This window comes from Microbulbifer marinus, assembly GCF_900107725.1.
GTDB classification, from domain to species: domain Bacteria; phylum Pseudomonadota; class Gammaproteobacteria; order Pseudomonadales; family Cellvibrionaceae; genus Microbulbifer; species Microbulbifer marinus.
In genome coordinates this window covers 52,296-68,328 of the sequence record NZ_FNQO01000007.1, presented here as the reverse complement: position 1 = coordinate 68,328, position 16,033 = coordinate 52,296, and the positions used below count along the sequence as shown (strand labels likewise).

Sequence of the window (16,033 nt, the reverse complement as noted above, 5' to 3'; positions counted from 1 at the left end):
GACGACGACGACGACGACGACGATGACGACGACGACGACGATGACGACGACGACTATCCCGATGACGACAAGGGCGACGACGATGACGACGGCGATGACGACGACTATCGCGATGTCTATGGAGAAGCCGTTGAAACGAATCTCGAGGACAGTTCAGACGAGGCGCTCGATCTCACGGATGTGTGGGACGGAGCTGATGGCAGCGAGGAGGCTGTTATTCAGGCAGCGATCGATGCTCTGAGTGGTTCCGGTCCGGTGGAGAACAGTACCGGGGAGAATACCGAGCTACATAGCCTCGAGGATGATCCTCTGCAGGACCTGTCAAACCCGGACGAATACGTCTGATTCAACGGAGGTTTTCCAAGACTAAAAACACCGGGCCGCAAGGCCCGGTGTTTTTTTGGGCTAAGCTAAAAATCGCTATTTAATAAGTGGCATCGTTCTGCCTCCGCGCGAATGCAGGGAGGGACGATGCATATATAGTGGCTATCGGAACCAAGTGAGACATAGTGGATTTAATAAAACGACTATGGAAGGTTGCGCTCAGCACACTGCTGTTCTTGTGTGTATCTCAGTCCATCGCAGAGGATTCAGCGGAAACAGCTGCGATCAGTGAAAGGGAGCTGGAAGCTTCCCTGCGATCGGAAGTGGTCGAGTCGCGAGCCCGAAACTACAGCGCGAGTCGGGGGCAGCCGCCCACCACTGAAATAGGGCTGGTCGAGGCCGTTCGCCAGGCTGTGGGCTGGCACCCCAGTATTTCCGAAACCATCGGCGCACTCAATGAACGCCAAGAAAACGTACGCGCGGCTCGGGCGGGTTACTTTCCAGAGTTGGGAGTAAACCTGATTGCCGGAAAGGATACCGAGAGCAGCAGGGATGGCAACGGACACGCCATACAGCTCTATGCCTCCCAGTTGATCTACGACTTCGGCAAGGTATCCAGTGACGTCGATCTGGCCACTGCCCGTGCGAGAAGATCCCAGGCCGCGGTGTTGAAGTCCATAGACACGGTCGCCCGTGATACCGCGAGGGCGGGAATAGAGGTCCAGCGCTACCAGGCACGCTTGAAAACATCCGAAGAACAGATCAAAGCATTGTCCGGCATCGCTTCACTAGTCCAAATGCGCAGCGACAAGGGCGCGAGTTCGCGCTCAGATGTACTGCAGGCTCAGACGCGAATTGAGGCAGCCCGCGCCACCAAGCAGCGGGTTCTGGGGCAGCTCAACCGACAGCGCAGCATCTTACAGAACCTGATGGGTACCCACTCCCGCGTTGCTCTGGCTATGAATGTGCCCGGGCCAGTTACCACGGCCTGCCGGGAGGATAGCCCTGATTTTTCCTCTGTACCCGAGTTGCTGGTCGCTCAATCTTCCTATGCGGAGGCTTTGGCACAGGTCAAAAATGCAAAAGCCAAATCCTGGCCAACCCTTTCACTGGATGCAAGTGTCAATAATTATCTAGACCCGAATTATGTCGACGCAAATTCCCTTAACGATCACGAGAGTTCCGTGTTCCTGAATCTGTCGATGCCCATATACCAGGGCGGAAGGCTATCGGCCAACAGGCAGTCTTCGGCTTATGCACTGAATTCGGCGGAAGCGGCTGTAGATGCCGCGCGTCTATCGGTTGTGCGTGATTTTCGCGCCAGCCAGGAGGAGGCCGATGGCTTGATTCGGAGTCTCTCGATTCTCGAAGCCCGCAAGCGCACTATTTCCGAAGCTCGCGACCTATATAGCAAACAGTATTTTTCCCTTGGCACGCGAACCCTACTGGACCTTCTCAATGCCGAGCAGGAGTTGTACCAGGCCCGGGTAGAAATTGAAGACACTCTTCACGACTTGCATCGCTTGCAAATCGATTGCCTGTACAGCGCCGGAGAGATGAGAGCTGCGTTTCAGCTGGAGGGGCAACAAATACAGGGTTTGGAGGTCATGCCATGAGCGAGCTTGAGATTTCTGGTGCGGATGCCAAGAGTCAGCCACAGGCAGATTCCGAACGCCGTGCCAACTTTGCCCCCTGGTTGGACGCGATACTGACGGTTGCCAAGCACTACCGTCTGGAATTTTCTGCCGAAAATGTCCGCATTGCCGCGCACTGGGCCAGGGAAGAGTCTACCGAAAATATCCTCAGGCACATGGCCAGGCAGGCGGGCCTTACGGTGAAGTTCGCCTCTTTCGAGGACTCGCTCCTTACTCCTTGGCGCCTGCCCCTGGTTGTACAATTTTGGGATGGACAGATAGGGGTTATCGAAACCGTCGCTAGTGATGGCAGTGTGGGTATTAATTACAGTGGCGATCAGGGCCTGCAAAGCAGCAGCGACTTTAAGGCTATCGTCGACGAGATTGCTCGGGTTGCGATCCTCCGCCCCGCACGTTCAGTGGAGGACGCTAGGGTTGATGACTATATAAAGCCCGACAACAAACACTGGTTTCGCAAGATCATCTTGCGAGACCTGAAGCCGTACGGGCACGTCATGATAGCCACTACGGTTGCCAATATACTGGGGCTCGCCGGAATCCTGTTCGTTAGGCAGGTGTACGACCGCGTGATACCGGCGGATTCCATGCCGACCCTGTATGTTTTATTCAGTGGTGTCTTACTAGCCGTTGTATTTGGCTTCATCATGCGCATGACGCGAGTGCGGATCACCGACCTACTGGGGAAACGCGCAGATATCCGTGTTTCCGATATGGTATTCGGACACGCAGTTCGTCTGCGAAATTCCGCCAGGCCTAAGTCTACCGGAACATTTATTTCCCAGATTCGTGAGCTGGAGCGGGTTCGGGAGTTGGTAACTTCCACAACCGTGCTGGCACTGGCGGACATGCCATTTTTCCTGTTGTTCCTGTTTTTGATGTGGGTTTTGGCCGGGCCCCTCGTATGGGTTCCGGTTGGTGGCGTGTTGCTGTTATTGGTGCCCGCACTTTTGGTACAGGGAAAGCTTGAAAAGCTGGCACATGAGTCAATACGCGAATCTTCCCTGCGCAATGCGATGCTGGTGGAGACGATTCAGGGGCTTGAGGATATAAAGACACTGCAGGCCGAGCAGCGTTTTCAGCGCCAGTGGAATCACTTCAATGCAGTGACAGCGGACTCCAATCTGAGATTGCGTTATCTAGTCAATCTGTTATCGACCTGGACACACAATATTCAATCTTCCGTCTTTGCGGTCATCGTTTTGCTCGGCGCACCCATGGTTATATCCGGAGATTTAACCACCGGCTCCCTGGTGGCCGCCTCTTTGCTCGGTTCGCGCATGATGACGCCCATGGGGCAAATCACGCAGGTTTTGAGCCGCTGGCAACAAGCGAAAGTAGCGCTCCAGAGTCTGGATAAGATAATGCAATTGCCGGTGGACCACCCCGAGGGAAGCAAGCGGGTACACAGGTCTGTGATTCACGGAAAATACTATTTAAAGGATGCGACCTTCCGATATGGTGAAGAAGCTGCCGAGCCGGTGTTACAGATTGCGGAGTTGTCGATAAGTCCCGGGGAGCGCATCGCCGTGCTCGGCAGGAATGGTGCAGGAAAGTCGACCTTGTTACAGGCGCTGGCCGGCAGCCTGGAATCGAGCAGTGGCCGAGTGATCCTGGACGACATCAGCATGACGCATATAGATCCGGCAGATATCCGTCGGGATATCGGCCTGCTCAGCCAGAATTCCGCGCTTTTTCACGGCACGCTGCGGGAAAACCTGATTCTTGGCGCGCCGCACGCTACAGACGAGGAGATTCACTGGGCGCTTCAGCTGAGTGGCGCTCTGGAGTTTGTGCAGAAGTTGCCCAAGGGGCTGGATCATATGGTGTTGGAAGGTGGTCTGGGCCTTTCCGGTGGGCAGCGACAGTCGCTACTACTGTCGCGCCTCTTTATCCGCCAGCCAAATGTAATCTTGCTGGATGAGCCAACCGCAGCATTGGACGAGGCGACCGAGCGCCGCTTTATCCAGGCCCTGAATGAGTGGAGCAAGAATCGCACCTTGGTGCTGGCAACCCATCGCGCAAGTACGCTCAGCCTGGTCGATCGGGTACTGGTGGTGGACAATGGAAAAATAGTAATAGATGACACCAAGGAAAACGCGATTGCAAAAATTTCCAAGACAGTAAATCGCGCGTCGAGAAAGCGCGAGCGGGTGTCGTGATGGCGAGCATTATCACTGGCAACCAGAGCCGACCAAACGCCGGCAGACAAAAGCGGTCGGGCTCCATTCCGCTACTCGAAGCGGATTATCACAGCGCGGAGCAGCATTACAGTGACGAGGTGGACGAGGCCACGGTTATCCGCTCAACCCGAGTTGTATGGATTTTCTTCCTGCTGATAGCGGCACTGATCACATGGTCATATTTTGCTGTGCTCGATGAGGTCACTACTGGTACCGGGAAAGTTGTCCCCACGTCTCGCGCTCAGGTCATCGAGTCCCTCGAAGGGGGAATCCTCTTGAGCCTGGAAGTCAGCGAGGGGGATATCGTTGAGCGAGGCCAGGTTCTGGCCCAGCTGGACCCGACACAATTCCGCTCCAATGCGGAGGAGAGTGCCGCCAGATATAGGGCGGCACTGGCCCGTGTGGCCAGGCTGACGGCGGAGGTGAACGGTACGGCGCTGACCTTTCCCGAGCAACTGGATCCTTACGAGGAACTCAAGGAAAAGGAAACGAAGTTGTTCAAAACCCGACAGGACAGCCTTGCGGAAACCCTGGGGGGGTTGGGGGAGTCACTGCGGCTGGTAGAGAGAGAGCTTTCCATCACCAAGTCACTCGTGAGTTCCGGTGCTGCGAGTAATGTGGATGTATTGCGCCTGAGCCGTGAGAAATCGGAACTGGAGCTGAAAATCCGCGAATCGCGATCCGAGTACATGATACAGGCTCGGGAACAGTTGGCTATGGTCAGTGCGGAAGTTCAGGCTTTGTCTTCGGTGTTGGAGGGGCGCTCCGACTCCCTCACGCGCTTGACGCACCGCTCACCGGTACGCGGCATTGTAAAGGATATCGCAGTGACGACCATTGGTGGGGTTATTCCCCCCAACGGCCGACTGATGGAAATTGTTCCCCTGAACGACCAGTTGTTGATTGAGGCACGCATATCGCCACGGGATATCGCCTTCATCCACCCTGGCCAGGCGGCCATGGTCAAAATTACCGCTTACGACTATGCGACCTTCGGCGGCCTCGATGGCCGGGTGACCACTATCTCCCCGGACACGATTCAAGATGAAATAAAACCGGAAGAATTCTACTACCGGGTTTTTATCCTCACAGATTCCGATGCGCTGACCAACGATGCCGGTAGCGAGTTCCCTATTACCCCCGGCATGATCGCTACCGTAGATATCAAGACGGGCAGCAAAACCGTCTTTGACTACCTGGTCAAGCCTGTAAACCGGGCAAGGGAGGCACTCAGAGAAAGATAGCAGCCATCGGCGGCGAGAATTTGCGGCTGCTGCAGATTGCCACCGACCTCGAGGGCGAAGTCGGCGGTGCGACGATGAAGTACCGGTTTAGGGAGCCTCAGCCTGTGCGGTGAGAAGCGGGGTGCGTTGGTTTTGTTCCCGCTGCTGTGCCTCGACCTCGTTGGCGGCATGACGCCGGTACTTGGCTTGTTCGATGGCGTGGGCATGCACGCGGTATTTGTAATAGCCGTAACCGGAGGCGATTGCAGCAGCGATACCCAAAAAGGGGTTTACGCCGGCGAGGGTACCGATATTCCACACCCCGGCCGCGACCCCTGCGGACTCGACATTGCTATCCACTGTGAAAGGGTCCGCGTGCATATAGTTGACGGCCGCGTACTTGATCCCCTGCTTGAGGGCGATAGATCCAAGCGCTGCGGTAAGGGGGTTCCCCCAGCTGAGTAGCGGGTTCACTTCGGTGGCACCGGCGTATTCCAGGCCGTAGTAGGTGGTGGTGGCATCCAGGGCTGTACCCAGACCCGGTGAAATCTCGGAATTCCGCACGCTGGCGCAGCCACTCAGGAATAATAGGCTAAAGACGCAGGAAGCTAGAGTAATTTTTTTCAATTTTCAATCCCCTCTGCTCCTATACAGGGAGCAATATGGTAGTTATCCAGGATGAACTTTTATTGTTTGATGCCTCCATGGCCTCGCTCGAATGTAGCACCGCTGCGAAGTGCACAAAAAACGAGCGGAAAAGCATACGCAAAATAAATGGTTTGTCCACACTGAGCAGATTTCCTTCGTAGGGCGGGTTGAGGAAAAGGCGCTAGGAGAACAGCGATGGTTGAGTCATTTAGGATCACATTTTGCGGAGATACCAGCCTGGGGTACTACTACCTTCGCCGGTCAAGGAAAAAATTTTCTCAAGCATATGATCGTTTGTTGAACAACCCGATATCGTTCTTTGAGGGAGTGAGGCCGATTCTAGAAGGCAGCGATGAAATCATAGTCAACCTGGAAACGGTGCTCAGCCATGACCCCGGTAAACCGATAGAGGGCAAGCAATACCCAGGTTGTGATGATCCAGACGTTACCATCGAAGTACTAAAAAGATTGGGTGTGACCGCCGTCACTTTGGCCAACAACCACACCATGGACTATGGGCCGGACAAGTTGCTGGCCATGATTGCGAAGCTGAATTCCAACGGTATTGCGACTATCGGAGCAGGCATAAATCTCGAGGAGGCACGCAGGCCCTACCGCATTGAGGCGAAGGTAGGAGAAAGGGTAAAAAGCGTCTATGTCTTCAACGGAATGCGAGCAACAAGGCGATATATCAAGTATGGATTTTTTGCGGAAAAAGACAGGCCCGGTATTGCCAGCACGAATTTTGACGAGATGGAGAAAGGAATCCAGAATATCAAGGCTTCGGATCCAGATAGTATCGTGATTGTGTGTCCCCATTGGCAAGGTATGGATTACCGGGATATAAACGGGAATCATCAGAATTGGTGCCGAGATATTATAGACGCTGGGGCAGACCATGTAGTTGCTCATGGCACACATAAAGCTGATAAGGTGGAGAATTTTGCTGGCGGGAAAATTTTTTATTCTATCGGTAATTTTATTTTTAACTCTCCTGGAAGGTATAAGGCTAAGGGGGCGGATCCAAAAAGCCTGATTGTTTCCCTGGCTGACATTGATGGAAAGCAGGGATTTACGATAAATGAAATTATGACAGATAACAAAGAGTCTGGTTTTAGAGTAGAAGCTCATAAATCTTATTGTGATGCGCCAATTGGGGATAATGTACAAATGTCAGTGCTTCCCAATGAGAGGACAGAGAAAGTTATCTTCAAGGGTAAGGTGCAACATGTCGGGTTCAGGAAAATTCTTAAGTCATATGCCGAAAGCCTATCGATTCGCGGCTGGGTGCGAAACCTCTGTGACGGGGATGTGGAAGCCTTACTTAACGGCACCGAGAAAGCATTGACAGAGCTATATGCAAAGGTTCTTTCTGGGCGCGGAATGTTTTTGGTTACAACATTGTCCAGGAAGGTATCTAACGCACGGGTGGCGCCGGGGTTCAGGATACGGAGTGCAACAACTAGTAAGGTGGAAGAAAAAGTTAACAAGAAGGAATGTATAAACCTTATCTTAGATTTATTTGATTCTCCCAGTAACCCTGATCACCCCTTGGACTTGCCTCAGAAAATAACCGATTTGATAAATGAAAAAGCCAAAGCTTTCTATAAGGCAAGGATTACGAAAAATAATTTCCTGCGTGATAATGGCTTTAATAAAATGCAAATGAGTCGTTTGGTAGAAAATGCACAGCCAAATCAATTAACCCACCAGATGCTGAGGCATATCGAGAAAAGGAAAGTTCCAGTACTCAAGGCTATATCATTTCATTCTATTATGATGCAGAACTCTGAAGAAAAAAGGATTGGAATACCGGTATTTGCGTGGAATCTAGATCATAAAACCAAGGCGTATGAGTTTGCCGATAAGATTGGTTTGCGTCGTCCGGATTGTAATAATGAGGTGTGCAAATTTCGTGAAATTAAACAGCCAGGTAGACCTGCGGTATTAAAGCCAGTTAGGGCTACCGGTACAGTGGGTGTCGCATTTTATTTTGATGAAAATCATATTCGTGTGCTAAAAAATAATTTGAATTTCTCATCATGGCGTGAATTTACAGAGTATACGAATAAATACGTTATTAAAGACAATGTAGTAACAGGTGGAGTTCGGGATCGTTGGATTGTTGAGGATATGATTCTGGAGGATTTGCAATTGATGACCCCGGCTCGAGATATAAAGTTTTATTCATTCTATGGAAAAGTCGTTTTGATTCTTGAAATAGTTCGTGGCGAAAATCCTCGACATTGTTTTTGGTCGCGAGATGGTAGGCGCCTCACTGATACTGGGAAGTACGATAGCGAGACGTGGATCGGGGATGGTGTAAGCGTGCAACAGATAGAGGAAGTTGAAAAAGTAAGCCTGAACTTGCCGGTGCCATTCATGCGTATCGATATGCTCAAGAGCGTGGATGGTATGGTGCTTGGCGAGTTTACCCCTCGGCCCGGACAGTGGGACAGGTTTAATCAAAAGTACGATAGGTTACTGGGTGAAGAGTATCTTCAGGCACGTTCCAGGCTGTACCAAGACTTGCTGAATGGAAAGACGTTCCAGCATTTTCCATTTGGCTGAGAATACATGTTCGTGAGAGGCTGTAATTAATTAACGCGTAGCTAAGTAAGTCACCGCCTCTGGCGGTGAGGCGTGACAGGGTTCTGCCGTTCAGTCGTGCAGGGTAGACAATATGGCCTCACATGCACCGGCAAGTTCTATATAGGAGGCCATATGAGAGGTTGGCAGAGCCAAGCTCACGTCAAGGATTGTTGCAGGTATCACATAGTCTATGTCCCGAAGTGCCAAAAAAGGCGATATTTTGGGCTTTAAAAAGAGAGATTGGAGAAATATTCCATGACCTACGGTAGTGCTCAGAATTCTGTGTCATTTCTTTACCATTAGCAAAAAAGAGATGACCCAGAATTTTGAATACCGTCGGATTTTCAGACCTGCGGTTATCTGTTCTGGAAGCGGCCCACAGATTTTACCGGCGAGGAAAAATTCTGTATCAGTCTGATTGCCTCGCAGGATAAATTCCTACATATGCACCGGGAGGATGATCGCAAACTCAGTTTGCGTCGAGTTTTGAATCTGCAGTTGCCGAAAGATCTATCAATCGGGGCTGCTGTGAGCCAATTTTAAACTTTCTCTGGCACTGGCGATTGCTTTTGAATCGAAAGCCTGGGGGGCTGCGGCGGTATCTTCATCGACTTGATTGTCCGGTATTTTGATATTCCTGTCGCGGAGTAGGTAATAGAGGTAGCCAATCAGGCCTGACAGATAGTGTTGAACGTCGTCTATGCGCACACGAAAGCCGTGGCGTCGGATGAAAAATGCACCAAGAATGCTGCTTGGGCGTTTGAAATACATCGCGAATTCCGGCCAGATATAGGAATTCAGCAGGTGGTGCGCCCGCTTATGCAAGCCGTCGTAAAACCTTTCCAGGTCAAATTTCTCTAGTAGGTGTGCGTGGTTTTTATCTCGCTGCAGGCGATAAACCAGCTTCTCCGCCGCCATCATCAGTTCGAACTGCGTTGGGACGGCGGGGATGCGTCCTTCCATGGCATCCAGGTAATCGGTAGCATTTTTCAAGCCGAAGTCGTAATACCGCTCTTCCGGCCGGTATAGGATCATCTCGGTTGCGCAGTAGCTCAGCCAGTGATCGTGCGCCCTCCAGTGCTCAGCAGAAATAAAGTAGGTAAACGCCTTTTCAACAATCGACAGCCAGCGGGGATCCTTTCTGATTCCGTACAGTCGCATGAGGCCAAACGCGGCTTCTCCATCAAAATAGATTATCCGGAACTCGTCCTTCAAGGATAGGTCAGGGTACCGCAATACATGCACAAACTTGCCGGTCTCGGGATCCTGTAAATAGTCGATTCCGAGGGAAATGCTCTCCATCAGATCATCGTACTTTTTGCTCCCGGTCAGGGATACGTATTTTGCGAGCATGAGTACGCAGATGCTGTTTCCGCCCAGCTTTATCTCATCGCCATCCACAACATAAGATACCTCTTTACCGGACGGCAATGTTACCGGCTTGATGATCTCTCGCGTCAGGTATTCCAGGGCTCTATCGATGGCGTCTTTCAATCTCTGATCGCCGGTCAACTCCCAGGCTTCCAGCATTGCATATAAGCTGCCGACGTGACGCAAGGCGTTGTAGTGGTTGATGTTCCTGTCAAAGCAGGCATGTCGGCCATAGCGAAATTGGCCGCTGGCCCTTACCTGTCTAGCCAGGTACTGGCTGCTGGTTACAATCAACCTGGCTGCTATTTTCTCATCGAACTCCTTGATTCTTCGGCGGCCGGCATGTCGTCCAGACCCGTGCAAGGGAACGGGTGTCCCGGATCCTTCAGTGAAGACGCCCTTGGTGGACAGCACATAGACCGGCTTGTCATCTGAAAAATCCACCTCCGGATGGTTGCGGTAGCGCCGGCGCACATAGGCCATGAACTTCTTTTCGTTGAGAACTGCATGTTCGACCTTCTTCCCGCCATAAAACATGGCGTTGGCGTTGATCTCCTGTTCCAGGAAGGCGGATCTTAGATCCGGGTCCAGTGCAATTCCTTGGCGGAAGAAAGATGAAGTGAGGGTTTTGAGCTTCCGCTTAATTTCGCGCCACGTCGTTTCCTCGATACCAGTGACCCAATCCACCCTGAGCCAGCAGACATTCATTTTGGCATCCTTTGCCGCTCTGCGTGCCATGGATGCCGCCGATCGCCAGGCAGTGGAGAAGTCGTCTGCGGTGGCGTGTCGAACCTTGGCCCTGCGCTTGCCGTCGCAAATGGATATGAACAGGGTATAGGGCGGTGCCAGAGCGAAAAGTTCTTCTTCTACGGCTGGTCGGGTTTGCATTAGGAGGTTTGATAAAGACATGGCTTGCAAATCATTCGCGACGCCAGCTTCGGCGTCTGGTCACTTTCATCCGTGGGGTTGTGATTGACCCGCGTTACTTATGGCTATTGCCACAGTGGAGTATAGACGTGCAAATGAATGTTGTCGGTTGACTGTACTGTGCACATATCCACGCTTGCGTGAGGTGCTTTTCCCCATGTCTGGCATTAACCGCAAATTATGCTTGCAAACGCCAATTGGTCAGATACTATTGATGCCATTAAGTCAATGGCGATTGTTTCCGATGAGTTCCCGATACCTCCACACGTCACCGCGTATGCGCTCCGCTCTGCAGCACCAGCTGCCGGCCACCGCTCGCCTGTGGTGTGGCGTTCAGGAAAATCGCGCCCTATGTGCGGCTCACACAATGCGCCCGGTGACCGCAGTGATCACCCCGCACACCTGACAGAGCGATAAGCGATGGAAGGTGTAAAGCCTTCCTCCACAGAGAAAACCCGGAAGGCTGGCCTTCCGGGTTTTTTTTTGCCGGCAATTTACGAAGAGAGTAATGATCGACAAGGAGTAGTGCAATGGACAGGCAGTGGTGGCAGCGGCTGCACAGCTTTCCACCTTTAATCTGGATAATTCTGATCGGCAGTTTTTTTGGTCGCGGCACCTATTTTATGGTGTGGCCGTTTCTGGCGATCCTGTTATACGAGAAGTTTCAACTCGGTGCGGCGCAGATCGGCTTGATTCTGAGCGCCTCTGCCGTTGGCGCAGCGCTGCTGGGGTTTTACGTGGGATCCCTGTCGGATCGCTACGGTCGCCGCAATATGTTGCTGGCGGGAACCGCCATTAACTTTGTCGCCTTTGCGCTGCTGGCCGTGGCACAGACGCTGCCAGTATTTATTCTCGCGATGACCTTCTGCTCAATTGGTCGCGCGGTGTGGGAACCGCCGGCCAGCGCGCTGATCGGTGATCTTATTCCGGAGAAGAACAGTCGCGAGCTGGCATTGCAGTTTCGCTATTTCCTGATCAACGTGGGGGCGGCACTGGGTCCGATTGTTGGTGTCTGGGCAGGTCTGAGTGCACAGCAGTCGACCTTTGGGTTGACCGCGCTCAGTTATCTGTTGCTGAGCCTGGCATTTGTATGGGGCTTCGCGCGCACGGAAAGCGGGCGGCTGGCCCACAAACGCCGGGACACCAGCGTGACCCTGGCGAGCACACTCGCAGTCCTGCGCAGGGATCAGGTTTTTCTGGTGGTGATTATCGCCAATGTGCTGACGCTGTTCATCTATGCCCACATGGATTCCAGTCTCGTGCAGTACCTGACGCGCGCCGAGGCTCCCCGGCTGGTGGAACTGATCTCCAGCATGATCCTGGTGAATGCATCCACCATCGTGCTGTTGCAGTTTCCGTTGCTGCAGATGATGCGCAATATCGATGTCAACGGACGCATCATTGTCGGCCTGGCTGTATTGGCCGTGGGGCAGGTGTGGTTTGCGCTCAACCCAGTTGGCTGGTTTGTGGGCTGGTTGGGGGCCACCTTTGTCGTCAGTCTCGCGGAAGCGGTGCTGTTTCCGACCATGAGTGTACAGATAGACCGGCTGGCACCGGATCACTTGCGCGGTAGTTATTTTGGGGCCTCGTCTTTCTACTCGCTGGGCTGGTCGCTGGCGCCGCTGATCGGCGGTATCGTGATCGAATGGTGGAGCGGCCCCGCACTCTACTGGATGATGTTCGTCCTGTGCGGAGTGGTGTTCGCGCTCTACCGGTTGACAGCGCGCCTATCCAGGCCCCAGTGGCCGGAGCGGGAGCAGGTATTGGAATTGCAGCCTGATGCGACTCCGGCACCATAAGCGTTTGTAGTCTACGTTGTTTTTTTCGGCCCCTTCGGGGCCTTTTTTATTCCGGGCGTGACAACATAGGAGCTAGCGGCGCGCGCGCGGCTCCACCTCAATTTTTTGTACAGCGAGTGGAAAAGTGGCCGATATCCTGGCGGATATCGGCCACTGCTAGCGCTCAGACTGGAATACACAGAGTTTTCGCTGTGGACGCGGTAATTAGATTTCCGCCGCCAGTCGTGAGCCCTGATCGATGGCCCGTTTGGCATCCAGCTCGGCGGCCTCGTCGGCGCCTCCTATCAGGTGGACTTTGACGGAACCCGCCTGCAGTGCCTCGTACAGTTCACGCGCCGGCTCCTGCCCCGCGCAGATCACGATATTGTCCACTTCGAGCAGGTGCTGCTCGTCGCCGACACGAATGTGCAGGCCCTGGTCATCGATCTTCTCGTAGCTGGCACCGGCGATCATCTGTACGTCGCGGTGCTTGAGGCTGGTGCGGTGAATCCAGCCGGTGGTCTTGCCGAGGCCGGCGCCCACCTTGGAGGCTTTGCGCTGCAGCAGGGTGACCTGACGCGGTGTGGCCACCGGTGCGGCCTTTTTCAGGCCGGCGCGGTTTTCGAGCTGGATGTCCACGCCCCACTCATCGAAAAACTCCTGCTTGCTGCTGGCGATCAGCTCCTGGGAATTGTCGCCCTCGTGAGTCAGGTATTCCGCCGTATCGAAACCGATACCGCCGGCGCCGATGATGGCGACTCGCTTGCCCACCGGTTTCTTGTGCTTCAGCACGTCCAGATAGCTCAGCACTTTCTCGTTCTCGATCCCCGGAATCGGCGGGGTGCGGGGCTCGATGCCGGTGGCGATGACCACCTCATCGAAGGCCTCCAGGTCTGCGGCGGAGGCGCGCGTATTCAGTTTGACGGTCACGCCGGTGATTTCCAGGCGGCGCTTGAAGTAGCGCAGGGTTTCCTCGAATTCGGCCTTGCCCGGGATCTGCTTGGCAATATTGAACTGGCCGCCGATCTTTCCGTCCGCCTCGAACAGGGTCACTTTGTGTCCGCGCTCGGCTGCCACTGTGGCAGCGGCCAGACCGGCGGGGCCGGCGCCGACTACTGCGATGGTTTTCCGGGCGGCGGCCGGCTGATAGTTCAGCTCGGTTTCGTGGCAGGCGCGCGGATTGACCAGGCAGGAGGTCAGTTTCAGTTCGAAGGTGTGGTCCAGGCAGGCCTGGTTACAGCCGATACAGGTGTTGATCTCGTCAGCGCGGTTTTGCGCGGCCTTGTTGACGAATTCGGCATCCGCCAGGAACGGCCGCGCCATGGAAACCATGTCTGCGTGGCCGCTGGCCAGTACTTCTTCACCGACTGCCGGCATGTTGATGCGATTGCTGGTCACTACCGGCACCGTCAGGTGCTGTTTCACCTTGGCGGTGATTTCGGTGAAAGCGGCGCGCGGCACACTGGTGGCGATTGTCGGGACGCGCGCTTCGTGCCAGCCGATACCGGTGTTGATAATGGTGGCGCCGGCCTCTTCGATGGCCTTGCCCAGCGTGATCACCTCCTCGAAGGTGCTGCCGTCTTCCACCAGGTCGAGCATGGACAGGCGGTAGATGATGATGAAGTCCGGCCCGACGGCCTCGCGTACGCGGCGCACGATTTCGATCGGCAGGCGGATACGGTTTTCGAAGCTGCCGCCCCACTCGTCGGTGCGCTTGTTGGTGCGGGAGACGATGAACTGGTTAATGAAATAACCTTCCGAGCCCATGATCTCAACGCCGTCGTAACCCGCCTCGCGGGCGAGGGTCGCGCAGCGCACATAGTCATCGATCTGTGCTTCGACCTCCTCGCCGTTCAGTTCCTTCGGCGTGAACGGGTTGATCGGCGCCTGTATGGCCGACGGCGCGACCAGGTTCTGGTTATAGGCGTAGCGGCCCGCGTGCAGTATCTGCATACAGATCTTGCCGTCCTCGGCGTGGACCGCATCGGTGATTTCCCGGTGCTGTTGCGCCTCTTCTGCGGTGGTCATCTTGGCGGAGCCCATAAACACGCCGCCTTCCTCGTTGGGCGCGATACCGCCGGTCACAATCAGGCCGACACCGCCGCGGGCGCGCTCGGCGTAGAAAGCCGCCAGGCGGCTGAATCCGCCTGCGTGTTCTTCCAGGTTGGTGTGCATGGAGCCCATCAGCACCCGGTTTTTCAGTGTGGTAAAGCCCAGGTCCAGCGGGGCCAGCAGGTGGGGGTAGGCTTGGGACATGGCGAAACTCTCTTTTTGTGACCAATCAGGGTGTTCTTGTATATGCAACGAGTTGCATATCGATTGGGGGAGAATAACAAGCAGGAACAATAGTGGGCAGTGACCAATCCGGTCGAAATCAGTGATCAATTTCCGGTAGGGCCGCTTTTGGGCTCCTGTGCGCTTGGCTATTTTACTGCCGCGAACATGTCCAGGAGCTGTTCCCGCAACCAGCGGTTGGCCGGGTCGTCGTGCTGGTTGTTGTGCCACAGCAGGTGCCAGTCCAGGCGCGGTACCTGGAACGGCAGCTCAAACAGGCGCGCCTGATAATGGTTGGCGAGACTCGCCGGTATCGTCAGCGCCAGATCGGTGCGCAGGACTACTAATGGCGCCACGCGGTAATGCTGCACGCGCAGTTTGATATTGCGGCGTCGCCCGACCTTATTCAGCGCGATATCCACGACACCCGGTCCGGCGCGCCGACTGGAAACATGGATATGGTCCAGTGCCAGATATTGCTCCAGCGTCAGGCTGTCTTGCTTCGCCAGGGGGTGGTCGGCGCGCAGCATGCACAGGTAGCGATCGTTGATCAGGCGCTGCTGTTGCAGCTGGGTGGTAGTGGCGAGAGAGATATCCAGGCCGAAATCCAGCATGTTTGCCGAGAGTTCCTTTACCAGCTCGTTGCGCGGCACATAGTAGGACTCGACCGCAATGCCCGGCGCAACCTGCTGCAGTCGTTCCAGCAGCCGGGGGAGCAGCAGTGTCTCCGCCATATCGTTCATCGACAGGCGCAGCGTCTTTTCCGCCGTTGCGGGGTCGAAATGGCGCTGCTCGCGGAGGCTGCCGCCAAGCAGCACCAGCGCCTCATGCACCTTGGGCATGATGCGCTCGGTCAGCGGCGTCGGGCTCATGCCTCCCGTCGTGCGTGTGAACAGCGGGTCATCCAGCGTGCGGCGCAGGCGGGCGAGGGCGTTGCTGACCGCGGGCTGGGTGATATGGAGCTGCTCTGCGGCTCGGGTCAGGTTGCGCTCGTTGTAGATCGCCTCCAGTACCAGGAACAGGTTCATATCCATCTGTTGCAGCTGCACCATGATCAACCC

Annotated in this window: 10 protein-coding genes; 6 read left to right on the top strand and 4 right to left on the bottom strand. The window is 54.6% G+C overall.

The features are described from left to right. From BLW36_RS17435 to BLW36_RS16870, 4 genes are all read left to right on the top strand, one after another. Positions 1-345 (top strand): hypothetical protein (locus tag BLW36_RS17435; RefSeq protein WP_211567244.1); only part of this gene is annotated, 345 nt, incomplete at its 5' end. Positions 346-509: 164 nt separating this feature from the next. Beyond that, complete coding sequence (locus BLW36_RS16880; RefSeq protein WP_091391251.1) at positions 510-1,940, top strand: TolC family outer membrane protein; 1,431 nt, start codon at positions 510-512, stop codon at positions 1,938-1,940. Continuing rightward, the gene (locus BLW36_RS16875) at positions 1,937-4,138 is read left to right on the top strand and encodes a type I secretion system permease/ATPase (protein WP_091391250.1); all 2,202 of its coding nucleotides are present in this window, start codon (positions 1,937-1,939) and stop codon (positions 4,136-4,138) included. Before BLW36_RS16880 ends, BLW36_RS16875 begins: the two co-directional genes overlap by 4 nt. Then, positions 4,138-5,403, top strand: a complete 1,266-nt coding sequence (locus tag BLW36_RS16870; protein ID WP_091391249.1) for an HlyD family type I secretion periplasmic adaptor subunit — start codon at positions 4,138-4,140, stop codon at positions 5,401-5,403. The genes BLW36_RS16875 and BLW36_RS16870 overlap by 1 nt, the downstream gene beginning before the upstream one ends. Positions 5,404-5,490: 87 nt before the next feature. On the opposite strand, the gene BLW36_RS16865 is transcribed toward BLW36_RS16870, so the two are convergent. Then, on the bottom strand, positions 5,491-5,946 hold the full coding sequence (locus tag BLW36_RS16865; protein WP_091391248.1) for a hypothetical protein: 456 nt from the start codon (positions 5,944-5,946) through the stop codon (positions 5,491-5,493). Positions 5,947-6,225: 279 nt separating this feature from the next. On the opposite strand from BLW36_RS16865, the gene BLW36_RS16860 reads away from it, so the two are divergent. Beyond that, a complete protein-coding gene (locus BLW36_RS16860; protein ID WP_091391247.1) occupies positions 6,226-8,601 on the top strand; it encodes a CapA family protein in 2,376 nt (791 codons plus the stop codon). A gap of 534 nt (positions 8,602-9,135) precedes the next feature. Here the strand turns inward: BLW36_RS16860 and BLW36_RS16855 are convergent. Further along, positions 9,136-10,881, bottom strand: a complete 1,746-nt coding sequence (locus BLW36_RS16855) for a glycoside hydrolase family protein (protein ID WP_139304931.1) — start codon at positions 10,879-10,881, stop codon at positions 9,136-9,138. 569 nt (positions 10,882-11,450) lie between these two features. On the opposite strand from BLW36_RS16855, the gene BLW36_RS16850 reads away from it, so the two are divergent. Continuing rightward, positions 11,451-12,719, top strand: a complete 1,269-nt coding sequence (locus BLW36_RS16850) for an MDR family MFS transporter (protein ID WP_091391245.1) — start codon at positions 11,451-11,453, stop codon at positions 12,717-12,719. 204 nt (positions 12,720-12,923) lie between these two features. On the opposite strand, the gene BLW36_RS16845 is transcribed toward BLW36_RS16850, so the two are convergent. Together BLW36_RS16845 and BLW36_RS16840 are read right to left on the bottom strand one after the other, a co-directional pair. Continuing rightward, entirely contained in the window at positions 12,924-14,954 is a 2,031-nt protein-coding gene (locus BLW36_RS16845) for an NADPH-dependent 2,4-dienoyl-CoA reductase (protein WP_091391244.1), read from the bottom strand. A gap of 167 nt (positions 14,955-15,121) precedes the next feature. Next, complete coding sequence (locus tag BLW36_RS16840; protein WP_244506309.1) at positions 15,122-16,024, bottom strand: LysR family transcriptional regulator; 903 nt, start codon at positions 16,022-16,024, stop codon at positions 15,122-15,124. Between the last annotated feature and the right edge of the window lie 9 nt (positions 16,025-16,033).